The organism is Burkholderia sp. BCC0405 (assembly GCF_902833075.1).
Classification (GTDB): domain Bacteria; phylum Pseudomonadota; class Gammaproteobacteria; order Burkholderiales; family Burkholderiaceae; genus Burkholderia.
In genome coordinates this window covers 314,285-336,520 of the sequence record NZ_CADFEO010000005.1, presented here as the reverse complement: position 1 = coordinate 336,520, position 22,236 = coordinate 314,285, and the positions used below count along the sequence as shown (strand labels likewise).

Here is a 22,236-nt window from a genome sequence, read left to right as displayed (position 1 = left end):
ACACGGCGCAAACCGAGCCGCCCGCATCGGGACCGGCTGATGGAGATTCACATGACAAATCGACGCGAAGTGCCAGGCATCAGGAAGTACGACGGGCCCGCAGGTGGTTGGGGCGCGCTTCGCGCGACAGCCGATGCGGTGCGCACGCAGATGGAAACCATCGAGGCGCCGATCGTGCTGATGCGGACCAACCAGCCCGACGGCTTCGACTGCCCCGGCTGTGCGTGGCCCGACAAGGAACACAAGTCGACGTTCCAGTTCTGCGAGAACGGCGCGAAGGCCGTCACGTGGGAAGCGACGACCAAGCGCGTGACGCCCGAGTTCTTCGCGGCGAACACCGTGTCGTCGCTGCTGCGCATGTCGGACTACGAGCTGGAGAACATGGGCCGGCTCACGCATCCGCTCGTCTACGATCGCGCGACCGACACGTTCCGTGCGATCGAATGGGACGATGCGTTCGCGCGCATCGGTGAAGTGCTGCGCGCGCTGCCGCCCGACCAGGTCGAGTTCTACACGTCCGGCCGCGCATCGAACGAAGCCGCGTACCTGTACCAGCTGTTCGCGCGCGAGCTCGGCACCAACAACTTCCCCGACTGCTCGAACATGTGCCACGAGCCGACCAGCGTCGGCCTGCCGCAGTCGATCGGCATCGGCAAGGGCACCGTATCGCTGGAGGACTTCGACCACTGCGAGCTGATCATCTCGATCGGCCACAACCCCGGCACGAACCACCCGCGGATGATGGGCACGCTGCACGAGTGCTCCCGGCGCAACGTGCCGATCATCGTGTTCAACCCGCTGCGCGAGCGCGCGCTCGAACGCTTCGCCGATCCGCAGGACATGATCGAGATGGCGTCGTTCGGCTCGACGCGGATCGCGTCGACGTACTACCAGGTCGACGCCGGCGGCGACGCGGCCGCGCTGAAGGGCATCATGAAGGCGCTGCTGCAGCTGGAAGCCGAACGCGGCGACGTGCTCGACCGCGACTTCATCGCGCAGCACACCGACGGCTTCGATGCGTTCTCGGCCGACCTCGTCGCCACGTCGTGGGACGACATCGAGCGCGCAAGCGGACTCAGCCAGGCGCAGCTCGAACAGGTCGCGCTCGCCTACGCCAAGTCGAACGCGACGATCGTCACGTACGGGATGGGCGTCACGCAGCACAACAAGGGCACGGCAACCGTGCGCCTGATCGCCGACCTGCTGCTGATGCGCGGCAACATCGGCAAGCCCGGCGCCGGCGTGTGCCCGCTGCGCGGCCATTCGAACGTCCAGGGCAACCGCACGGTCGGCATCACCGAGAAGCCGTCGGCCGAGTTCCTGAAGAAGATCGAGGACGTGTGCGGCTTCACGCCGCCCGCGCATCACGGGCATGACGCCGTGCAGGCGATGCAGGCGATGATCGACGGCACCGCGAAGGCGCTGCTGTGCCTCGGCGGCAACTTCGCGGTCGCGCTGCCCGATCCGGAGCAGTCGTTCCCGGCGATGGCGAAGCTCGACCTGAGCGTCCATCTCGGCACCAAACTGAACCGCTCGCACCTGCTGGTCGCGAAGGAAACCTTCATCCTGCCGGTGCTCGGCCGCACCGAGCTCGACATGCAGGCCACCGGCCGGCAGTCGATCACCGTCGAGGATTCGATGTCGATGGTGCACGCGTCGGCCGGCAAGCTCAAGCCGGCGTCCGACCAGTTGCGCTCGGAGCCTGCGATCGTCGCGGGGATCGCGCATGCGACGCTGCCCGCGAGCAAGGTCGCATGGCTCGACCTGATCGCCGACTACGACCGCATCCGCGACCTGATCGACCGCACGGTGCCCGGCTTCGAGGCGTTCAACGAGCGCATCCGCACGCCGGGCGGCTTCCGCCTGCCGCTGCCGCCCACCGAGCGCGTGTGGCCGACGCCGACCGGCAAGGCGATGTTCTCGGTCTACAAGGGCGTGAAGGAGGATGCCGACGTGCTCGGCGCCGAGCAGGTGCTGCGGCTGATCACGCTGCGCAGCCACGACCAGTACAACACGACGATCTACGGGCTCGACGACCGCTATCGCGGCGTGTTCGGGCGGCGCGACGTGCTGTTCATGAACCCGGCGGATCTCGCGAAGTACGGGCTCGAACACGGCGACCTCGTCGACATCGAAACGATCACCGCGTCCGGCCGCACGCTGCGTCTCGAGAAGATCACCGCGATCGAGTACGACATCGCGCCGGGGTCGGTCGGCGCGTACTACCCGGAAGCGAACGTGCTCGTGCCGCTCGACTACATCGACAAGGAAAGCGGCACGCCGTCGTACAAGTCGGTGCCGGTGCGGGTCGCGCGCTCGGCGGTCGTGTGATGCGCGGGCCGGCTCGCGGCGCGTCACCGGCCGCGAGCCGGCCCTCGTCATGCCGAAACGCTTCCACGGGCCGCCGCACCGCCACCGATGCGGCGGCCCGACGCTTCCTTCCCCGCGTCGAAAACGCCCCGCTTACCGCGCCGCCGTCGGCGGCATCGTCGCGCCCGTCTGCCGGCGCCGATACGCGCTGTCGCGCGTCGCGAGCCAGTAGTACAGCGGCGACGTCAGCGCGAGCCCCACGAGCCACGACAGGTCCGCGCCGCCGAGATGCGCGGGAATCGGGCCCGCATACATCGGCGTGTTCATGAACGGAATCTGCACGAGGATGCCGATCGCATACGCGAGCAGCGCCTGCGGGTTGAAACGGCCGTAGATCCCGCCATCGGCCATGAAGATCGACTGGATGTCGTACTTGCCCTTGTGGATCACGTAGAAGTCGATCAGGTTGATCGCCGTCCACGGTACCAGCACGACGAGCAGCGCGAGCACGAGATCCACCAGATTGCCGACGAAGTTCGTCGACGCGCCTATCGCCGCGTAGCAGCACGCGACGAAGATCACGACCGACACCACCGCACGCGCCCTGGCGGTCGGAATCCACTTGTACGCGAACGTCTGCACCGACGTGATCACCGCGAGCACCGCGCCGTACAGGTTCAGCGCGTTGTGGCTGATCACGCTCAGCAGGAACAGCACGAGCATCAGCGGGCCGAGCGGGCCCGTCGCCTGCTTGACCGCATCCATCGCGTCCGCGCCGGCCGGCACCGCGAGCACCGCGACCGCGCCGAAGATGAACGCAAGCGTCGAGCCGATCGTGCAGCCGAGATAGGTCGCCCAGAACGTCGACGCCACGCCGACGTTTTCCGGCAGGTAGCGCGAATAGTCCGACACGTACGGCGCGAACGCGATCTGCCACAACGCCGACAGCGACACCGTCGCGAGCCATCCGGCGAAGTTGAAGCCGCCGCGCGTCAGGAAATCGTCGGTGCTCACGTGCGTGAGGATCATCCAGAAGCCGACCAGGATCCCGATGCCGAGCACCCACGTGCCGATCCGGTTCAGGATATGGATGAACCGGTAGCCGACGATGCCGATCAGCCCCGAGCCCACCGCGCCGATCACGATGCCGACGGGCACCGGCACCGACGACGCGATGCCGTGCACCGACTTGCCGGCAAGCACGATGTTCGATGCGAAGAAGCCGACGTACATCACGGCCGCGATCACGGTCACGAGCAGCGCGCCCCACGAACCGAACTGCGCGCGGCTCTGGATCATCTGCGGGATGCCCATCTGCGGCCCCTGCGCCGAATGCAGCGCCATCAGCACGCCGCCGACCGCCTGACCGACGACGATCGCGACGATGCCCCACATCAGGTTCAGGTGGAAGAGCTGCACGCCGAGCGCACCGGTCACGATCGGCAGCGGCGCGATGTTGCCGCCGAACCAGAGCGTAAACAGGTCGCGCACCTTGCCGTGGCGCTCCGCGGGCGGCACGTAGCCGATCGTGTGCTTCTCTATCATCGGGGACGCGTTGCGGTCCACGTTCGTCATGGTGAGGTCTCCTGTCCTGCGCGGCGATGCGCGCTTGCCGTGTCAGCCGGCGCGCGTTGGGGTACGCGCCTGCAATCGGGTCCGGATACGCGAGCGACGCCGCACCGCTTGCACGCGCGGCGGTGTCGAACGAAGCGGACGATGCGCATGCGGGGACGGATGCCTTGTCCCGCCAGTGCGTGCGCGGCCTCGCCGTGATCCAGGCTGGAGACGATGGTGCGCCACGACCCTCGCGGCCGGAAAATACTAAAAATATTTCCGGGACATACGAAAAAGCTCTGCAGCGAAAATATCGGCGCCGGCAGGCTTTCGGGTAAGGTGCTACGCAAAACCATGGACAGATTGCGCCCGCGGCGGCACGCCGGGGCCGTGCATCAGAGGTGCTTGTGGCTCACTACACTTTGCGGCAGCTGAAATACTTCGTGACGACGGTGGAATCGGGCAGCGTCGCCGAGGCTTCGCGCCAGCTCTTCATCGCGCAGCCGTCGATCTCCAGCGCGATCAAGGGTCTGGAGGAGAGCTTCGGCGTGAAGCTGTTCATCCGCCATCACGCGCAGGGCGTGTCGTTGACCCCGAGCGGCACGCGCTTCTACCGGAAAGCGCAGGAGCTGCTGCGCATCGCGCACGAATTCGAACAGAACGCGCTTGCCGACAACGACGTGATCACCGGGCAAATCGACATCGGCTGCTTCGAGACGGTCGCGCCGCTCTATCTGCCGCAACTGATCGCGGGCTTTCGCGAGCGCTACCCGGGCGTCAACATCCGGCTGCGCGACGGCGACCAGCAGGAACTCGTGCAGGGCCTGACGTCCGGCACGTTCGATCTCGCGCTCATGTACGACCACGATCTCGACGGCACGATCGAGACCGAGCCGCTGATGCCGCCGCAACAGCCCTACGTGCTGCTGCCGGAGCACCACCGGTTCGCGGGCCAGACGCACGTATCGCTGCGCGACCTCTGTGTCGAGCCGATGATCCTGCTCGACGTGCAGCCGAGCCGCACGTATTTCGTCAGCCTCTTTCATGAACTCGGGCTCACGCCGAACATCGTGTTCGGGTCGCCTTCGATCGAGATGGTGCGCGGGATGGTCGGCCAGGGGTTCGGCTTCTCGCTGCTCGTCACGCGCCCGCATTCCGAATACACGTACGACGGCCAGCGGGTCGTGACGATCGGCCTCAGCGAAACGGTGAGCCCGTCGGGGCTCGTGAGCGCGCGGCTGAAGCGCGGGCAACTCACGAAGCAGGCGCAGTCGTTCGTCGACTTCTGCCGCGAGCGGCTCGCGCGGATCGTCGCGGAATCGGCGCGGTAAGGAACAGGAAAACGCACGCGCCGCGGGATGCGGTGCGTGCGGGTCGGCCGCTCGGCGGTTCAGGCGGCCGCAGCGAGATGCGCGGCCAGACGCCCCAGCATCGCGTCGCAGCCGTGCAGCTGGTCGAGCGTGACGAACTCGTCGGGCTTGTGCCCCTGGTCCATGCTGCCGGGCCCGCATACCACGGCCGGAATGCCGGCCTGGCCGAACAGCCCGCCCTCGGTGCCGAACGCCACCGTGCCGAATGCGTCGGAGCCGGTCAGCATCGCGAGCAGCCGTGCGGCCTCGCTGTCCGGCGCGGTCGCGAGCCCCGGATACGCGCCCAGCGGCTGCAATTGGATATCGGTATCGGGCTGCACCGCACGCATCCTCGGCAACAGTTCGGATTCCGCATAGTCCTGCAGCTTCCTCGGCACGTCGTGCGCATCGAAATCCGGCAGCGCCCGCACCTCGAAATCGAATTCGCAGTCGGCCGGCACGATGTTCAGCGCGCGGCCGCCCTTGATCAGCCCCGTCTGCACGGTCGAGAACGGCGGGTCGAATCGTGCGTCGTGCCGTTCGGGCCGCGCGAGCGCCGCGCCGATCTCGCCGAGCCGGCCGATCAGCTTCGCCGCATAGTCGATCGCGTTGACGCCCGACGGCGCGTACGCGGAGTGGCACGCGGCGCCCTTCACGTGGCAGCGCATCGCGAGCTTGCCCTTGTGACCGAGCACCGGCTTCAGTTCGGTCGGCTCGCCGATCAGGCACAGGCGCGGCCGGTGCTCGCGCGCGGCCAGTTCCGCGAGCATCGGCCGCACGCCGAGGCAGCCGACTTCCTCGTCGTACGAGAACGCGAGATGCACCGGCAGGCTCAGCGGCCGTGCGACGAACGCCGGTACGGCCGCGAGCACCGACGCGATGAAGCCCTTCATGTCGGCCGTGCCGCGCCCGTACAGCCGGCCGTCGCGCTCGGTCAGCCGGAACGGCTCGACTGTCCACGCCTGCCCGTCGACCGGCACCACGTCGGTATGGCCCGACAGCGCGATGCCGCCGCGATCGCGCGGCCCGATCGTCGCGTACAGGCTCGCCTTCGTGCGTTCTCCGTTGTAGAACAGCTCGCTCTCGATGCCGAAGCCCGCGAGATAGTCGCGGATGAAGCCGATCATCTCGAGGTTCGAATCACGGCTGACCGTCGCGAAACCGATCAGCCGTTCGAGCAGCGCACGGCTCGACGGTTCACTCATCGCCCGGCACTCCGTAGCTCGGCGCGGCAGTCGGGTTCAGCGCGCGCGTCTGATAGTCCTGCATCTGCGGCCGATAAGCCCGCCACAGCGCATCGAGTTGCCCGATCGGATCGGCGTCGGCCCAGTCGACACGCAGGTCGACGATCGGCCAGGTCACGTCGCCGGCCACCTTCAGCGCCGCCGAATGCACCGGCCCCGCCTCGCCGCCGGCCGCCATCGCCGCATGCATCGCGGCCAGCAGGCGCTCGGCGAGCAGGCCGGGCGCCTGTTCGAAGGCACGCGCCATCGCGTCGATCACGGCCGGCGCGGCCAGCAGGTTGCCGGCCGCCACGCACTGTTCGCCGCGCACCGCGTGATGCGTGCCGAGCGCTTCCTTGCCGGTGAAGCACGCCGTCTGCCCCTGCCCGTCGATCACCGTGACCTGACGGTACTGGCTCCAGCCGTTCGCGCTGAGCGCACGGTCGAGCGCCGCACCGGGCGCCAGCTGTTCGTGCTCGACCAGGTCGAGGATCTGGGGCCCAAGCGCCGGCAGCGTGATGTTCTGCGTCGCGACGGCGCCGACGCCTGCGCGCACCCACGGGCAGCGCGCGCCCACCGCGATGCTCGACGAGCTGATCGCGATGCCGAGCTGGCCCGTCTCCGGGCAACGCCCGACGATGGAGAAAGTCATGTCGCCTCCTGCGCGCGGTTCGGTTGCCAGTGGTCCGGGATCACGGCGATCACGTCGATTTCCATCAGCCATTGCGGCTGGCCGAGCGCGGACACGACGAGCCCCGTCGAGATCGGATACACGCCCTTCAGCCACTTGCCGACTTCCTGGTACACGGGCTCGCGATAGCGCGGGTCGATCAGGTAGGTCGTCGTCTTCACGATGTGCGTGAGGTCGCTGCCGGCTTCCTCCAGCAACTGCTTGACGTTCTTCATCGCCTGCCCGGCCTGCACGCGCGCGTCGCCGAGGCCGATCAGGTTGCCGTCGAAATCGGTGCCGACCTGGCCGCGCACGTAGACGGTATTGCCCGCCCGCACGGCCTGGCACAGGTCGTTGTCGAGCGTCTGGTTCGGGTAGGTATCCTTCGTGTTGAACATGCGGATACGGGTATGGGTGGGTTGGCTCATCGAAATCCTTCGGTCGTCAGAGGTCACGCCGCCGCACCGGATGCATACGCGGTGCGGCAGGCGGCATGGGTTCGGTCAGTTCACCGCGACGGCAAGCGGCTGTGCGTCGGCGTGCGCCGCGACGCCGTCCTGCTCCGCGTGCGACGCCGAGCGGCGCTGCGAGGCAGCGTGGTAAGCGAGGTAGGTGCGCTGGATCGCGATGTGATCGGCGATGTGCCGCGCGTCATGCCACACGCCCCAGATGAAGCTGGAGCCGCGCCGCGACAGCCACGGCAGCCCGAGGAAATAGAGGCCCGGCTCCTTCGACACGCCGCGCTGGTGCTGCGGCTTGCCGTTGTCGGCGAACGCGTCGACCTTCAGCCAGTCGTAGTCGACCGCGTAGCCGGTCGCCCAGACGATCGACGTGACGCCCGCGCCGGCGAGGTCGAGCGCGAGGATCGGATGCGCGACGCAGTCGGGGTTCGGCAGGATGCGGCGCGCGTCGGGCTCTTCCGGCAGGTCGAGGCCGTTGCGTGCCGCATAGGCATCGGCGGCGTCGAGCAGCGACAGGTAGTTTTCGTCGCCACGTGCGAGATTGATCGCGAGATCGGGCTCGAATGCGACCACGCCGCCGTCGAACGACTTCGTCAGCCCGACGAGCGTCACGCCCTGGTTCGCCAGCTTGCGGAAATCCACGGTATGGCCGCCGCGCGCGCCGCTCACCGCGATCGTCACGTGTTCGCGGCCGGGCGTCGCGACTTCCTTGTCCCATTCGCCGAGCACGCCGAGCCACCAGCAGAAGTCGCGGCCGCGATACGCGCGCGGCGGGCGATCGTGCGGGCCGACCGACAGGTACACCTTCCGGCCCGCGCGCTGCAGCTCGTCGGCGATCTGCACGCCTGACGACCCCGCGCCGACCACCAGCACCGCCCCGTCCGGAAGCTGGCCCGGGTTGCGATAGTCGGCGGAATGGAGCTGCACGAGGCGCGCATCGTCCGGCGCGATCGGCGGAATCACCGGACGCTGGAACGGCCCGGTCGCGACGACCACGCGGTTCGCCTCGATCGTGCCGTCGGACGTCTCGACGATGAAACCCGGCTTGCCCGTATTGCGCACGACCTTCGTCACCTCGACGCCGGTGCGAATCGGCGCGTCGATCTTGCGCGCATACGCTTCGAAGTAGTCCGCGACCTGGTCTTTCGACGCGAACGCGTCGGGATCGAGGCCGTCGAATTCGAGGCCGGGGAAGCGGTCGTGCCACGCCGGGCCGTTCGCGACCAGCGAATCCCAGCGCCCCGTGCGCCAGCGTTCGGCGATGCGGCTGCGCTCCAGCACGAGATGCGGCACGCCCAGCTTGCCCAGGTGCTCGCTCATGGCCACGCCGGCCTGACCGGCGCCGACGACGAGCGTATCGATTGAGGTTGTTTCGACTGCCACGGCTGTCTCCTTCTGAAGTGCGGCTCGATGCGACGTTCTTGCTGTCGCACGAGTTGGAATGGAGACATTCTGCTGACGCACCGCCGGGGGCGAAACGATGATTTTTGTCGTTGTTGATGAACAAAAAGCTGGGGGTGAAGCGCGATTGACCGCGCCGGGCGGCGCCCATTGCAGGCGCCCGCCGTCCCCGCCGCCCGGATGGCGGCCCCCGCCTGCCGGCCCGGCGCGCATGTCCCGCGCCGGGCGTCGTCGCGCCTACGCCTGCGGATTCACGTTGCGGAAACGCGGGCCGTCAAACACCGGCTTCGACAGATCCGTATAGCTTCGCAGGTACGCGAACTCGTCCGGATACAGCGTGTCCAGCCGCGCGAGCGCGGCCGGCGGCACCGGGTGGCGCAGGATGTTGAAGCACGACAGCACCCGCAGATCCACCATGCCGTGCACCGCCGCGCCGAGCGACTTCCACGCGCCTATACCCTCCGGTTTGTTTTTGCCATCCTAAGCAACAGGACCGTTTTTATTGCGTAAGAGGTCTTTCAACGACACCGCTCCGAGTGTGGCGCGATCGCTCAGCGCGTAGAACGCCAGCATGCTGACGAGCATCGCAACCGCCACGCCGCTCGTATCCCAACGCAGCCCCATACCGAACGCCAATGCCTTGATCGCGCTCATGCCGAGCGCCATGACGAGCAACATCGCCGCCAATTCAAGCGCGACCCGCACCGGAGCCCGAACCCGCGCGCGTACCGTGCCGCGCCGATGCCCGGCCTTGCGGTCGATCTCGCGCCGGATCAACAGCGCCAGCATGGCCAGCATCGACATCGGAAACCATTGGAGATGGAGCACGAGCGAATCCCACATGGCGCCGGCATCGGGCGTTCCGCCGCAGACCTCGAGGATGGCATCCAGCGGGGAGCGCATCGCATCGAGCGTCAAGCCCGTGCAGATCGCGGCCATGCACCACAGCATCGACCGACGCGCACACCTGCCGGGCGCGCCGCTGCTCGTCGAGTAGCCGGCGATGCCGCAGGCAATCGCGCCAATGCCGTTCCATATCCAGCTGGAAGGCGCGCCGTGCAGCCGGGTCGGCAAGTCGCACGTCAGGAAACCGAGGAACGCGAACGCCAGCCCGCCGCGCACGCGTTCGGCCGTCGAAAGCATCGCGATGCGCGCGGGCCCGATCCCGGCGCCCGCGCGGATCGCGTCCGTCGCCGTCGGAGGACGCCCGGCCGTGCCGGCCGGCTGTGCAGTCGGAGCAGTCATGGCGGTTCAGGCGGGATCTCTCATCACCGCATACCACGAGCACACCACACCGGCCGGCGCGACGCCGCCGTCGCCGCTCGCATGCGGAACCGTGCGGACGATCGAACCGGTCAGCGCCGGACGCTGATCGACGCCATTGGGCCAGGGCGCGCTCACGTACCCGACATAGTCGTAGACCCATTCCTCGCCGCTAACCACGCCGCGCCCCTGGAATCGCACCGTGCCGGGGTTCCCGTAGCTGATCCAGCCGTTGAGCTGCAGTTCCCATCCCGGGCCGAAAATGCGCCCCTTGAAAATACCCGCCGGCGCCTGCGCGATCTCGATCGTGCCGAGGCCGAATTCAAGGTCGTTGAATGCGGTCGCAGGATCGGGATCGTTCAGGAAACTGCGATAGGTCCACAGCCCCACCAGGCTGCCGGTTTCGGGTGAGTAGCTCATGCCCGCGTCTCCCCTTCATGTCCACGTTGTCGACGTACCGCGGTGAACCGGCGCCGGGCAACGGCGCCGGTTCGTCACGTGCCGCGGCTACCGGACCTCGAGCCGGAACAGTTTCCGTGCGGGTTGCGGAGCCGCACCGGCGACGGCTTGCGACGCGGGGGGTGACGCAGGTGGCGTCTGAAGGCGCACGCCGTCGCGCGTATGGATCTCGACGTCGTACTGCGCATCCTGCACCGCGCTTTCCGCGAACTGGTCCAGCGGAAAGAACGCCTTCACTTCGACGTGCGTCTGGCAGTTCGCGCAGGACTGCACGCTCCAGCGGCTCAGCACGGCCTCCGTGCCGAGCAGGTGCCGCTCGCCGTCCACGTTGACGTACGCGGACACGAGGAACGACCCGGCAATCGGCGCACGATTCAGCCCGGAGACGCGCACGACCTTGCTGCTGTTGCCGGCCGGCACCGTCGACGCCGCCAGCGAGAGCGCCGGCAGGTTTTCCAGCGACCCGGGGCCGTACGTGTAGCCGAGCTGCTCCTCGATGTTGATGCAGTCGAGCGACGTATAGGCGCGCTCCTTGCCGTTCTCGCTCTTCTTGAACGGATCGAGCGGCGATTCGAGCGTGAGCCACGCGTTGGGCACCGTGCCCGGCGTCGGCCCTTGCGAATCGACGGAGTTGGTGCCCGGATATTCGGCGATGACGTCGAGGTGCTGCGTGAAGCCATGCCGCTTCTGCCACAGCCAGAACACGCGATCGATGAAGCAGTGGTGGAAATAGAAGATCGGGTCGAGGCCCGCCGTGTCGTTTTCGCCCATGTCGCCGTTGGCGCCCGGAATCGGCGAGAAATCGCCCTTGTTCGGGCCGTGCGGCACGTCGAACCCGCCGACCGCAAGGTGAATCTTGTTGTGCGGCGACTCGAGCGGGACGACGGGAATCGCGCCGTCCGGAAGATTTTCGTTCCACTGGGCCGCGGACGTCGTGTTGGAAAACACCGTGTAGTTCGGCGCGTCCAGGCACTGCTCGTACTTGCGCTTCACGTTCGTGTCCACCACCTTGCCCTTCACGACGATGTACGACGTGAGCCAGTCCACGATGTTCCGGTTCAGTATGACGACGTTCTCCTGGGGGTTGGGAAACTTGTCGTTGTGTTTCTTGGTGGCGGCACGGTCCTCCTCGGTCCCCACGAGCCCCGACAACGGGTAGCGAACCGTGACGTAGGGCAGCGGCTTGCTGTAGTTCGGATTGTCGCCGTTGATGTTGTCGGTGATCGCCCTGTTGAACGAGAAGGAGGCCAGCGGGTTCGGAATTTTTTCGCCGTCGAGCTCGAAATCCGGGTCGGTCAGCGCCCACGGAATGCCTTTCGTCAGCGACGCTTCGCTGGTTTCGTCCCAGAAGGGCAGCATTACCTGCTCGCAACCGGGGATGCTCTGCAGCGCCTGTTCCAGCCGCAGCAGGTAGGCGCGGTGCCAGGTGGGGAACAGCACGTTGCCGTGGTTGCAATAGCCGCCCCAGTAAGACGCCGATCCCCAGCCGGCGCCGCGGAACGGCTCGCCGTGGAAGCCGCCGATCATGAAGAACGAGTTCGGATCGTCGGGCGGCAATTCCTTGATGCCTTTCCACGCGCGCATCACGTCTTCCAGCGGCTTTTTGTTGCCTTTCCGATATTCGGCTTGCAACGATTCAATCGACGGACGAACTCTGACTCCAGGTGCGTTATTCATGATGTGCCCAGTCCCCTTCGTGGATAGCGTTACGGTTTGGCCGCCAGATTTTGAACGTAAGCAGGTAATTCAAAAATCAGTCGAACTCACGTTCAATTGAATTCGTTTTATTAAAATAGCGCTTGGCATTTTGAAATGCATTGACCGCCGGGCCATGGGCAGGCCCGCGTGGTCGCCTGATCGCCTCCATGGTTGGCGTGGACACGCGCAACAGGCGCAGCACGGCCTCTGAAAAGGGGCTGCGCTTTCAGATCGTAGGGATGCCATGGTGAATCGATGCCGATTCGGCAGGTGCGAATGCCTGGCAAAGCAGCCGAGATACCCCGATAGCGTTTTATCCTGATTTGTTATGAGTAAATAAAGCAGATGACGTTGGTTTTCGCAAGGAACAGGCAGGCCGGATTATCAAAAAAATTGGCATCGGACGTGGTTATTGGTTCGTTTTATTTTCATGAATAATCACGCGAATTTGCGACGAGATCGTAAAAGCCCGGCGCCGGATAATCACAGGTGCATAGCGGAGTTTATTAATGCAATCGGCCGACGGCTACCTTACGATCGCCGGCTGTCGCCCGGCCGGTGCAATCGTTTCCAGCCGGGAGGGCGTCTTGGGTCGGGCCGCGTGACGGCGCCGCGAACGTGCGTCTCCGGCGCGTTCGGTTCGCGTCGCGCGAGCGGATGAAAACGTGCGGAGGACCAGGACGATTGCATCGCTGCATTTGGACGACGAGATCCCGAGCAAGCAGCACCCCGGCGATTCGGAGGCGCCTCCTGCAGCCGTACCTGTCCCCGACAATTCTTGACTATGTCCGTGCCGACGATTTGGTAGGATGCACGTCGCGTCTGGATGGACGGTAGCCGGACACTCAGTCGTCCCTTTTTTTGCCGCGCGACCGGCTAACCCGCCCTCGCGCTCCGGTGCCCTGAACTACACCCCGGCCCCCGTCAAACCCGCAACACCCCGGCGTCGCCCGCTCGACCCGTTGCAGCAACCGTTGGAGTGGCGCCTCGCGCGCCAGCAAGCATGAAGAACTCGAAGCCGTCCACCCGCCCTCCGCGCGAGAAAGACCGCACGCCGCTGGTACGTGCCGGCGCGCTGCTGCTGATGGCCGGCCTGCTGTACCTGCTGTGGCCGTCGGCCGAAACCGCGTACCTAGCGATGGAATCGGTGATCCGCTGACGCGCACGGCCGGCCCGACGCCGTGCCATACGCTATACTGCCGCGATGAAGACGAAACCCGCCCTGCCAAACCTGCATTGCTGGTGGCGCGCCTGACCCAGGCGGCCCGTTTCCTTTTGCATGTCCCAAACGTGATGCCGCCAGCGATGGCGGCATTTGCGTTTCTGCGCAGACACCATGGCTGGCGGCTTCGATAACCCGGAGCAACGACCAACATGACCCACCCGACCCGACCGACCATCCTCACCGGCGACCGCACGACCGGCCCGCTGCACCTCGGCCACTACATCGGCTCGCTGCGCGCCCGCGTGCACATGCAGCACGAAGCGAAGCAATTCCTGCTGCTCGCCGACACGCAAGCGCTGACCGACAACATGGGCCGCCGCCAGCGCGTCACCGAGAACGTGATCGAAGTCGCGCTCGACTATCTCGCGGTCGGCATCGATCCGGCGATCTCGACGATCGTCGTGCAGTCGCAGGTGCCGGAACTCGCCGAGCTGTCGCAATACCTGCTGAACCTCGTCACGGTCGCGCGCCTCGAACGCAATCCGACCATCAAGGAAGAGATCCGCCTGCGCGGTTTCGAGCGCGACATCCCGGCCGGCTTCCTGACCTACCCGGTGAGCCAGGCGGCCGACATCACCGCGTTCAAGGCGACGCACGTGCCGGTCGGCGACGACCAGTTGCCGATGATCGAGCAGACCAACGAACTCGTGCGCCGCTTCAACGCGACCGTCGAGCAACCCGTGCTGGTCGAATGCGAGGCCGTGCTGTCGGCGGTCACGCGGCTGCCGGGGATCGACGGCAAGGCAAAGATGAGCAAGTCGCTCGGCAACGCGATCACGCTCGGCTCGACGCCGGACGAGATCACGCAGGCCGTGAAGGACATGTACACGGACCCGAACCACCTGCGCGTGAGCGATCCCGGCCAGGTCGAGGGCAACGTCGTGTTCACGTTCCTCGATGCGTTCGAGCCCGACGTGCGGAAGGTGGACGAGTTGAAGGCGCACTACCGTCGCGGCGGGCTCGGCGACAGCGTCGTCAAGCGCGTGCTGAACGAGCGGCTGCAGGCGTTGATCGAGCCGATCCGCGCACGCCGTCGCGAATTCGAGGCCGACAAGGCCGAGGTGATGGCGATCCTCAAGCGCGGCACGATGCACGCACGGGACGTGGCCGGCGCGACGCTCGCGGAGGTGAAGGGCGCGATGGGGTTGAACTATTTCGATTGAGCGGCGCAGGCAGCGTGCGCGCGAACGCGCTCCGCGCGCCGGGCGGTATCGGGCCGGCGCGCGGCGATCGCCGCGCCACGTGCGCAAGCGAGCGTCGATGCACGCGCCGCTTCATCACGATGCATGCGCCGGCGCGGACGCGTGGCACACCGCCTCGACCCGATTGCCGGCCGGATCGACGAGAAACGCGCCGTAGTAGTCGCCGTGGTAATGCGGCCGCAAGCCGGGTTCACCGTCGGACTGCCCGCCCGTCGCAAGGCCCGCTTCGAAAAATGCATCGACCTGCTCGCGGCTCGCGGCCTTGAAGCACCAGTGCCGCTTGCTCGCGCCGATTTCAGCGGGATCCAGATAGACCGCCAGGCAAGTCGATACGGTGTCGTTCGCATTGCAGCGTTCACCGTAGCCGAGCGCGGTCGGCCGGTCATAGACCTTGGCTGCGCCCAGCGCGGCCATGACTGCATCGTAGAAAGGGCGCGCCAGGTCGATATCCGGCACGCCGATCGACACGTGATCAAGCAGTTGCATCGCATCTCCTCCGTCGAAGGGCACACGAGTCTACCTGAGCGCGGCATTTCGCACCGGAGCCACCCTGCCGCTCGCGCGGCGATACGTGAGCGCCCGGCACCGTCACGTGCGATGTCGATCACGCCGACGGCGGATGCGGACCGAATGCGGGTGGCGCATCCGGCGCCGCACGCAGGCGCGCAGCTGGATGCACGATACGCCGCCGGTCGCGGTGCGCCGAGCGTCCCACGCGGCGCGTTGCATTGCGTCACTTCATCTGCATCAGCTGAATCAGGTTCCCGCACGTATCGTCGATGACCGCAACGCGCACGGGCCCCGCGTCCATCGGCGCCAGCGCGAACCGGACATCGAGATCCGTGAGCCGCGCGAACTCCGCATCGAGATCGTCGACCTGGAACGATGCCGCCGGGATGCCGTCCTCGTACAGCGCCTGCTTGTAAGGCCCGACCGCGCGATGGTTGCTCGGCTCGAGCAGCAGTTCCGTGCCGTCCGGCTGGTCCTTCGACACCACGGTCAGCCAGCGGTACTCGCCCACCGGCACGTTGTTCTTCAGCTTGAACCCGAGCTTGTCGGTATAGAACGTCAACGCCTTGTTCTGATCGTCGACAAAGATACTCGTCACGTAGATTCGCATGTCGGCCTCTCCTGAACAGGCAAGCGCCATTCTAGCGCCCGACGCGAGCCACGCCTTCCGCGCCTGCGCGCCCTCGCTTACGTGATCTGGTACGTCGACGCCGGCACGAATTCCTCCGGCAGCGGGCGATCGCCCAGTTCGAGCACCGACCGCTCGATCGTGCGCGTCATCGCATCGAGCGCCAGCGCGTTCGGCGCGAGGCCGAACGGCTCGGCCACTTCGCTCGCGATCGCTTCGAGCGCGATCAGCGTGTACGAGATGAATACGCAGATCAGCGGCGTGAAGAACTCCGTCGAATCGACGAGGCCGAACGGCAGCAGCACGCAGTACGCATACACGGTGCGATGCAACAGCACGCTGTACGAGAACGGAATCGGCGTCGACAGGATGCGTTCGCAACCGCCGATCGATTTGCCGACCTCGTCGAGCTGCGTCTCGAACATCCAGCAGGTCGCGTCGCTACCGGGTGCGCGGCCCAGCGCGCGGACGATGCCGCCGCGCAGCTCGTCGAGGATCGCGACGGGCTTGAAGCACTTGCCGCCAAGCTCGGCCGTGCGTTGCGCACCGAGAATGCGCTGCAGGTCCGCGGTCGGATCGGTATGACGAAGCTGATGCTTCAGCGCATAGGTGAGCGCGATCAGCAGGTCGGCGAGCCGGTGGCGCTCGGCGTCGCTCACGCTGTCGGGCAGGTAGCGATTCAACTGCGACGTCAGCGCGCGCGCCGCGATCAGCAGGCTGCCCCAAAGATGCCGCGCCTCCTTGAAGCGCTCGAAGCTCGCGTTGTTGCGAAACCCGAGGAAGATCGCGAGCGCGAGCCCGAACAGCGTGAACGGCGCGGTGTTGAGCGGGATCTTCTCGCCGAAGATGCGCCCGTTCGTGAAGACCGCCAGCGTGCTGACGATCGCCATGAACACGAGTTGCGGAATGATCGATTGCAGCACGGAGCCGTTCCAGACGAACAGCATCCTGAGCCAGTTTTGTTGTGGTCGGACGATCATGGTGTTTTCTCGACTGCCAGGGGATGCATCGAACGGCGCGCCGGCGCCCGACAGCGGCCCGCGCGTGGCGGGCCGCTGTCGGGCGCATGCCGGGCACGGGTGCCGCGCCGCGCGTGATGATACGCCCGCGCCCGCTGCACCCGCTGCGCCCGTCACATCATGCGGCGCTCAGCGATAGCCGCTCAGTGATAGCCGATATCGCCCTCGCGCACCTTGCCGCGGAACACGCGGTACTGCATCGCGTTGTACACGAGGATGATCGGCAGCACGATCACGGTGCCAACGAGCGCGAACAGCTGGCTCGAATGGCTCGACGACGCATCCCAGATCGACAGCGACGGCGGCACGATGTTCGGCCAGATGCTGATCACGAGCCCCGTGTAGCCGAGGAACACGAGCGCGAGCGTCAACAGGAACGGCGTGGCCTCGTGCTCGCGTTTCACCGTGTGGAAGATGCCCCACACGCACGCGAGGACAAGGACCGGCACCGGCAGGAACCAGCCGAGGTCGCCGCTGCCGAACCAGCGATGCGCGACGGCCGGCAGCCCGATCACGGTCCACAGGCTGACCACGCCCATCACGGCGAGCAGCACGCCCGCGAGCGGTTTCATCAGCAGCCGCATCTTGCGCTGCAGTTCGCCGTCGACCTTCAGGATCAGCCAGCCGCAGCCGAGCGTCGCATACGTGACGAGCACGCCGATCCCGCACAGCAGGCTGAACGGCGACAGCCAGTCGAACGGCCCACCCGCGAACTGGTGGTTCTCGATCTTGATGCCTTGCAGCAGCGAACCGAGCACGATCCCCTGGCAGAACGCGGCGAGCGCCGAGCCGCCGATGAACGCGAGATCCCACATATGTTGCGTGCGCGTGGCCTTCGCGCGCAGCTCGAACGCCGCGCCCCGGAAGATCAGCCCGACCAGCATCAGCACCAGCGGCAGGTAGTTCGCCGGCAGCAGCGTCGAATACACGACCGGGAATGCGCCGTAGAGCCCGGCGCCGCCGAGCACCAGGAACGTCTCGTTGCCGTCCCACACCGGCGCGACGGTGTCGAGCATCACCTGGCGCTCGGCCTTCGCGTCGAAGAACGGAAACAGCAGGCCGATACCGAGATCGAAGCCGTCCAGCATCACGTAGATGAATACGCCGAGGCCGATGATCGCGGCCCACACGACAGGAAGATCGATTTGCATGGCTTACTCCGCTTCGGTGACGTTCAGCGGCGTGGACAGCGCGCTCTTGCGCAGCCCCGGATGCCGGTGCAGCTCGATATACCCGGCCTGGGCGGCCGGCCCGCGCTTCATCAGTTTCATCATGTAATAGATACCCGTTCCGAACACCAGGAAATACACGACCACGAAGATCAGCAGCGACACGCCAACCTGCTGCGCGCTGAGCGGCGCCACCGAATCGACGGTGCGCAGCACGCCGTACACGGTCCATGGCTGCCGCCCGACCTCGGTGGTGATCCAGCCGGCCAGCAGCGCGAGGATGCCCGACGGCCCCATCGCCACCACGAACCACTGGAACCAGCGCGTCTCATACAGGCGTCCGCCCCTTCTCAGCAGCAGCCCGAGCAGCGCGGTGAGCAGCATCAGCATCCCGAGGCCCGCCATGATCCGGAACGTCCAGAACACGATCGGCGAATACGGGCGGTCCTGCGGCGGGAATTCCTTCAACCCGCGAATCTCGCCGTCCCAGCTGTGCGTGAGGATCAGGCTGCCGAGGTGCGGCACCTGGATCGCATAGCGCGTGGTTTCGGCCTGCATGTCGGGCAACCCGACGAGGTTCAGCGCGGTGCCGCCCTTCTCGGTTTCCCACAGCCCTTCGATCGCCGCGATCTTCGCCGGCTGGTATTCGCGCGTGTTCAGCCCGTGCGCATCGCCGGCGACAATCTGGATCGGCGCGAGCACCAGCAGCATCCACAGCGCCATCGAGAAGCTGCGCTTCACCGGCTCGTCGCGACGCCCCTTGAGCAGGTGCCACGCGCCGCACGCGGCGACGATGAAGCCCGCGACGATGAACGCCGCGATCGTCATGTGCACGAGCCGGTACGGGAACGACGGGTTGAAGACGACCTTGAACCAGTCGACCGGCACGACGAGGCCGTTCTCGATCTTGTAGCCCTGCGGCGTCTGCATGAAGCTGTTCGACGCGAGGATCCAGAATGTCGAGATCAGCGTGCCGACCGCGACCATCAGCGTCGCGAAGAAGTGGGCGCGCGGGCTCACGCGCTGCCAGCCGAACAGCATCACGCCGAGGAAGCCGGCTTCGAGGAAGAACGCCGTCAACACTTCATAGGTGAGCAGCGGGCCCGTGATGTTGCCCGCGACGCGCGAGAAGCCGGCCCAGTTGGTGCCGAACTCGTACGCCATCACGACGCCGGAGACCACGCCCATCCCGAAGCCGATCGCGAAGATCTTCGACCAGAACTGGAACATCGATTTGTAGGCGGCATCGCCGGTGACGAGGTAGCGCCATTCCAGCACTGCCAGGAAGCTCGCCATACCGATGCTGATCGCGGGAAACACGATGTGGAACGACACCGTGAACGCGAATTGCAAGCGGGCGAGATGGAACGCATCGAAGATTTCCATGACCGTAATTTGCTCGTGGTTGTGAGGACGTACGCTCGAAGCAGGAAATCGCGCGACGGCTTGGCGACAACACATGCGAACACCAACGGTCACTCGCATGGCATCGAAGCGTGAATGACGATATCGCGTTTGCAACGATACTCGCAATCGTTCGAGCGTGCGTCGAAACTGTGCTGCTTGCATTGCCGAAGATGTGTGTACGGAAAACACATTTCGTGCCTGCGGGACGGTCAGCTGTACTGCTTTCCGCATTGCGGCGCTGTGTATCCGGCGTGCCCGTCATCCCCGCTAACATCCGCTGCAACGCCTGCCCGCGGCCACGCCGAGCCCCTCGGCCGCACCGCCCGGCAGCATCGAATCCCCGGTCCGGCGCACGCGCCCGACCCGGCCGGCCCGCCGGCCGATCCGCCTGGAGAAAACCGCATGGAATCCTGCATCCGCCGCGACGATCCGACCGGCAGCACCGCGTGTCATGTGACACGTCACCGCGCCGGCGACGCACGCGACACCGTCGACCGTGTCGTCGAAGAAACGCCGGTTGCATTGGTGTTCAACGGGATCGCGCACACGGTCATGATGGCGACCCCGATCGACCTCGACGTGTTCGGCCTCGGCTTCGCGCTGAGCGAAGGCATCGTCGAGCGCGCGTCGGACGTGTTCGACATCGAAAGCGAATGCCGGGCCGGCAGCGCCGAAGTGCGGCTTACCGTATCGCAGCAGGCGTTCATGGCGATGAAGGCGCACCGGCGCGCGCTGGCCGGCCGCAGCGGCTGCGGCGTATGCGGGATCGAAAGCATTGCGCAGCTCGACCTGCACCCGCCGCGCATCGCCGCCGCCGGCACGGCCGCCGGTGTCGGCGCGGCATCGATCGCGCGCGCCGCACGCGCGTTGCCGGCCCGTCAGACGCTGATGCGCGAGACGGGCGGCATCCATGCGGCCGCCTGGTGCGACCGCGACGGCGACGTGCTCGACGTGTTCGAGGACGTCGGCCGCCACAACGCGCTCGACAAGCTGATCGGCCGGCTCGCGCGGCGTCGCGCGAACCTGCACGACGGCTTCGTGTTCCTGTCGAGCCGCGCAAGCTACGAACTGGTGCGCAAGGCCGCGCGGGTCGGCATCCCGATGATCGCGACGATCTCGGCGCCGACGTCGCTCGCCATCGACGTCGCCCGCGAAGCCGGCGTGCGGCTGCTCGGCTTCTGCCGCAACGACGGCTTCGTCGAGTACGTGTCGCCCGACATCGCTCCCCTCTCTCATCCAGACCAACCGGCGCATCCGGCGCTTTCCCGATGAAACCCCTGACCGATTTCGATACCGCGCAGCAGCATTTCGCGAGCGCGTTCGCGCCGCTCGCGGCCACCACGTCCATCCCGGTCGCGCAAGCCGCCGGCCACGTGCTGGCCGCGCCGCTCACCGCCGTGCTCGACCAGCCGCCGGCCGACCAGAGTGCGATGGACGGCTACGCCGTGCGTCACGCGGATCTCGCGCAAGGCGAACCGCTGCACGTCGCGCAGCGCTGCTATGCGGGCGACACGCCGGCGCCGCTGGCCCCGCGCACGGCCGCGCGCATCTTCACCGGCAGCGTGATACCGCCGGGCGCGGACACCGTCGTGATGCAGGAGCACGCACGCGAGCAGGACGGCTGGGTCGCATTCGACGCGCCGCAGCGCAGTGGCTCGCACATCCGCCGCCGCGGCGAGGAAGTGCGCGCCGGCGACCTGCTCGTGCCGGCCGGCGTGCGCCTCGGTGCGATGCATGTCGGCGTCGCCGCCGCGCAGGGGTTCGCGCGCGTCGACGTGCGCCCCGCGGTGCGTGTCGGCATCCTGACGACCGGCGACGAGCTCGTCGCGTGCGGGCAGCCGCGGGCGCCGCAACAGATTTACAACAGCAACGCGCCGATGCTCGCCGCGCTGGTCTCGGGAACCGGCGCCGATGTCGCGATGAGCCTGCATGCGGCCGATACCGCGGCCGCCGTCGATCGCGCGCTGCGCGATCTGCACGCGGGGTGCGACCTGGTGATCTGCGTCGGCGGCGCATCGGTCGGCGACAAGGATCTGCTGCGCCCCTCGCTGGACGCGCTCGGTGCATCGTTCATCGTCGCCGGCGTACGCATGAAGCCGGGCAAGCCGGTTGCACTCGCACGGCTCGACACGCGGCCGGTGGTGCTGCTGCCCGGCAACCCGGGCGCCGCGATGACGGCGTTCGCGCTGTTCGTCGCGCCGCTGATCCGCCGCCTGCAAGGGCGCGATACACGCGTACCGGTCGTGCCGTCGCTGCCGATCGACGCCGACTTCGAACCGGATGCGCAGCGCGAACGCTTCGTGCGCGTGCACTGCACCGTCGGCCTCGACGGCACGCCCACCCTCGATACGCTGCGCCAGCAAGGCGCAGGCACGCTGCAGTCGCTGGTGCAGGCGAGCGGGCTGGCGCGGTTGCCGGCCGGGCCGCGCATCGCGTGCGGCGACGCGGTACCGTATTACGATTTCGCGCACTGGCTCGCATGAGCGCGACGCCGGACATTCGCCCGATCCGCGCCGTTCGCCGCGCGGGCCACGCAGGCCGCCCGGCGAACTGTATTCCTGCAATTCGGGCGCGATTGTGTCCCTGCCGGAAAAACCCGGCGGACTATCCTCACGAAGAGGCTCGTCACGCGCCGTGCGCCTGCCCATCCGCACCCGCACGGCCGACTGGCGACGCCCCACCGCTTAC

19 protein-coding genes and 1 pseudogene are annotated in these 22,236 nt (G+C 67.0%); 6 read left to right on the top strand and 14 right to left on the bottom strand.

The window, feature by feature from the left end:
• The first annotated feature begins 51 nt into the window (after positions 1–51).
• Positions 52–2,331 carry an FdhF/YdeP family oxidoreductase gene (locus HWX36_RS10915; protein WP_175952098.1) on the top strand — a complete coding sequence of 760 codons (2,280 nt, stop codon included), beginning with the start codon at positions 52–54 and terminating at the stop codon, positions 2,329–2,331.
• Positions 2,332–2,463: 132 nt separating this feature from the next.
• On the opposite strand, the gene HWX36_RS10910 is transcribed toward HWX36_RS10915, so the two are convergent.
• Positions 2,464–3,885 (bottom strand): cytosine permease, encoded by a 1,422-nt coding sequence (locus tag HWX36_RS10910; RefSeq protein ID WP_175952097.1) that lies wholly within the window; start codon positions 3,883–3,885, stop codon positions 2,464–2,466.
• Positions 3,886–4,271: 386 nt separating this feature from the next.
• On the opposite strand from HWX36_RS10910, the gene HWX36_RS10905 reads away from it, so the two are divergent.
• Positions 4,272–5,195, top strand: coding sequence for a LysR substrate-binding domain-containing protein (locus tag HWX36_RS10905; RefSeq protein WP_175952096.1), 924 nt, complete (start codon positions 4,272–4,274; stop codon positions 5,193–5,195).
• A gap of 59 nt (positions 5,196–5,254) precedes the next feature.
• On the opposite strand, the gene argE is transcribed toward HWX36_RS10905, so the two are convergent.
• The 8 genes and pseudogenes from argE to HWX36_RS10865 all read right to left on the bottom strand — a co-directional run bounded on the left by argE (position 5,255) and on the right by HWX36_RS10865 (position 12,274).
• Positions 5,255–6,418, bottom strand: coding sequence for an acetylornithine deacetylase (gene argE / locus HWX36_RS10900; RefSeq protein ID WP_175952095.1), 1,164 nt, complete (start codon positions 6,416–6,418; stop codon positions 5,255–5,257).
• A complete protein-coding gene (locus HWX36_RS10895; RefSeq protein WP_175952094.1) occupies positions 6,411–7,088 on the bottom strand; it encodes a DUF1028 domain-containing protein in 678 nt (225 codons plus the stop codon). Before HWX36_RS10895 ends, argE begins: the two co-directional genes overlap by 8 nt.
• Positions 7,085–7,534 (bottom strand): RidA family protein, encoded by a 450-nt coding sequence (locus HWX36_RS10890; protein WP_175952093.1) that lies wholly within the window; start codon positions 7,532–7,534, stop codon positions 7,085–7,087. Before HWX36_RS10890 ends, HWX36_RS10895 begins: the two co-directional genes overlap by 4 nt.
• Positions 7,535–7,609: 75 nt before the next feature.
• Positions 7,610–8,950 (bottom strand): NAD(P)/FAD-dependent oxidoreductase, encoded by a 1,341-nt coding sequence (locus tag HWX36_RS10885; protein ID WP_175952092.1) that lies wholly within the window; start codon positions 8,948–8,950, stop codon positions 7,610–7,612.
• A 255-nt stretch (positions 8,951–9,205) separates the two neighbouring features.
• Positions 9,206–9,418 (bottom strand): annotated as a pseudogene (locus tag HWX36_RS10880) (ferritin-like family protein); the annotation flags it as partial.
• A gap of 30 nt (positions 9,419–9,448) precedes the next feature.
• Positions 9,449–10,213 (bottom strand): hypothetical protein, encoded by a 765-nt coding sequence (locus HWX36_RS10875; protein WP_175952091.1) that lies wholly within the window; start codon positions 10,211–10,213, stop codon positions 9,449–9,451.
• A 6-nt stretch (positions 10,214–10,219) separates the two neighbouring features.
• Positions 10,220–10,651 (bottom strand): hypothetical protein, encoded by a 432-nt coding sequence (locus HWX36_RS10870; protein ID WP_175952090.1) that lies wholly within the window; start codon positions 10,649–10,651, stop codon positions 10,220–10,222.
• Between the two features lie 87 nt (positions 10,652–10,738).
• Positions 10,739–12,274: a tyrosinase family protein gene (locus HWX36_RS10865; RefSeq protein ID WP_244136373.1), complete on the bottom strand. Its 1,536-nt coding sequence runs from the start codon at positions 12,272–12,274 to the stop codon at positions 10,739–10,741.
• Between the two features lie 1,117 nt (positions 12,275–13,391).
• Here HWX36_RS10865 and HWX36_RS10860 point away from each other — a divergent pair.
• Positions 13,392–13,547: a hypothetical protein gene (locus tag HWX36_RS10860; protein WP_175952088.1), complete on the top strand. Its 156-nt coding sequence runs from the start codon at positions 13,392–13,394 to the stop codon at positions 13,545–13,547.
• A 215-nt stretch (positions 13,548–13,762) separates the two neighbouring features.
• Entirely contained in the window at positions 13,763–14,776 is a 1,014-nt protein-coding gene (gene trpS / locus HWX36_RS10855) for a tryptophan--tRNA ligase (protein WP_175952087.1), read from the top strand.
• A gap of 114 nt (positions 14,777–14,890) precedes the next feature.
• On the opposite strand, the gene HWX36_RS10850 is transcribed toward trpS, so the two are convergent.
• From HWX36_RS10850 to HWX36_RS10830, 5 genes are all read right to left on the bottom strand, one after another.
• A complete protein-coding gene (locus tag HWX36_RS10850) occupies positions 14,891–15,301 on the bottom strand; it encodes a VOC family protein (protein ID WP_175952086.1) in 411 nt (136 codons plus the stop codon).
• A 247-nt stretch (positions 15,302–15,548) separates the two neighbouring features.
• Positions 15,549–15,935 carry a VOC family protein gene (locus HWX36_RS10845; RefSeq protein WP_175952085.1) on the bottom strand — a complete coding sequence of 129 codons (387 nt, stop codon included), beginning with the start codon at positions 15,933–15,935 and terminating at the stop codon, positions 15,549–15,551.
• Positions 15,936–16,012: 77 nt separating this feature from the next.
• Positions 16,013–16,933 carry a bestrophin family ion channel gene (locus HWX36_RS10840; protein ID WP_175952084.1) on the bottom strand — a complete coding sequence of 307 codons (921 nt, stop codon included), beginning with the start codon at positions 16,931–16,933 and terminating at the stop codon, positions 16,013–16,015.
• Between the two features lie 182 nt (positions 16,934–17,115).
• Positions 17,116–18,123 carry a cytochrome d ubiquinol oxidase subunit II gene (gene cydB, locus HWX36_RS10835; RefSeq protein WP_175952083.1) on the bottom strand — a complete coding sequence of 336 codons (1,008 nt, stop codon included), beginning with the start codon at positions 18,121–18,123 and terminating at the stop codon, positions 17,116–17,118.
• Between the two features lie 3 nt (positions 18,124–18,126).
• Complete coding sequence (locus HWX36_RS10830) at positions 18,127–19,527, bottom strand: cytochrome ubiquinol oxidase subunit I (RefSeq protein WP_175952082.1); 1,401 nt, start codon at positions 19,525–19,527, stop codon at positions 18,127–18,129.
• Between the two features lie 423 nt (positions 19,528–19,950).
• On the opposite strand from HWX36_RS10830, the gene fdhD reads away from it, so the two are divergent.
• Both fdhD and glp read left to right on the top strand, forming a co-directional pair.
• Entirely contained in the window at positions 19,951–20,820 is an 870-nt protein-coding gene (fdhD, locus tag HWX36_RS10825) for a formate dehydrogenase accessory sulfurtransferase FdhD (protein WP_175952081.1), read from the top strand.
• Positions 20,817–22,031, top strand: a complete 1,215-nt coding sequence (gene glp / locus HWX36_RS10820; protein ID WP_175952080.1) for a gephyrin-like molybdotransferase Glp — start codon at positions 20,817–20,819, stop codon at positions 22,029–22,031. Before fdhD ends, glp begins: the two co-directional genes overlap by 4 nt.
• Positions 22,032–22,236: the final 205 nt, after the last annotated feature.

Coding starts and splice junctions, on each gene's coding strand:
- trpS (WP_175952087.1), top strand. CDS start 13,763: ATGACCCACCCGACCCGACCGACCATCCTCACCGGCGACCGCACGACC.
- HWX36_RS10870 (WP_175952090.1), bottom strand. CDS start 10,651: ATGAGCTACTCACCCGAAACCGGCAGCCTGGTGGGGCTGTGGACCTAT.
- HWX36_RS10850 (WP_175952086.1), bottom strand. CDS start 15,301: ATGCAACTGCTTGATCACGTGTCGATCGGCGTGCCGGATATCGACCTG.
- HWX36_RS10830 (WP_175952082.1), bottom strand. CDS start 19,527: ATGGAAATCTTCGATGCGTTCCATCTCGCCCGCTTGCAATTCGCGTTC.
- HWX36_RS10910 (WP_175952097.1), bottom strand. CDS start 3,885: ATGACGAACGTGGACCGCAACGCGTCCCCGATGATAGAGAAGCACACG.
- HWX36_RS10890 (WP_175952093.1), bottom strand. CDS start 7,534: ATGAGCCAACCCACCCATACCCGTATCCGCATGTTCAACACGAAGGAT.
- fdhD (WP_175952081.1), top strand. CDS start 19,951: ATGGAATCCTGCATCCGCCGCGACGATCCGACCGGCAGCACCGCGTGT.
- HWX36_RS10845 (WP_175952085.1), bottom strand. CDS start 15,935: ATGCGAATCTACGTGACGAGTATCTTTGTCGACGATCAGAACAAGGCG.
- HWX36_RS10875 (WP_175952091.1), bottom strand. CDS start 10,213: ATGACTGCTCCGACTGCACAGCCGGCCGGCACGGCCGGGCGTCCTCCG.
- cydB (WP_175952083.1), bottom strand. CDS start 18,123: ATGCAAATCGATCTTCCTGTCGTGTGGGCCGCGATCATCGGCCTCGGC.
- HWX36_RS10840 (WP_175952084.1), bottom strand. CDS start 16,933: ATGATCGTCCGACCACAACAAAACTGGCTCAGGATGCTGTTCGTCTGG.
- HWX36_RS10915 (WP_175952098.1), top strand. CDS start 52: ATGACAAATCGACGCGAAGTGCCAGGCATCAGGAAGTACGACGGGCCC.
- HWX36_RS10860 (WP_175952088.1), top strand. CDS start 13,392: ATGAAGAACTCGAAGCCGTCCACCCGCCCTCCGCGCGAGAAAGACCGC.
- glp (WP_175952080.1), top strand. CDS start 20,817: ATGAAACCCCTGACCGATTTCGATACCGCGCAGCAGCATTTCGCGAGC.
- HWX36_RS10895 (WP_175952094.1), bottom strand. CDS start 7,088: ATGACTTTCTCCATCGTCGGGCGTTGCCCGGAGACGGGCCAGCTCGGC.
- argE (WP_175952095.1), bottom strand. CDS start 6,418: ATGAGTGAACCGTCGAGCCGTGCGCTGCTCGAACGGCTGATCGGTTTC.
- HWX36_RS10865 (WP_244136373.1), bottom strand. CDS start 12,274: ATGCGCGCGTGGAAAGGCATCAAGGAATTGCCGCCCGACGATCCGAAC.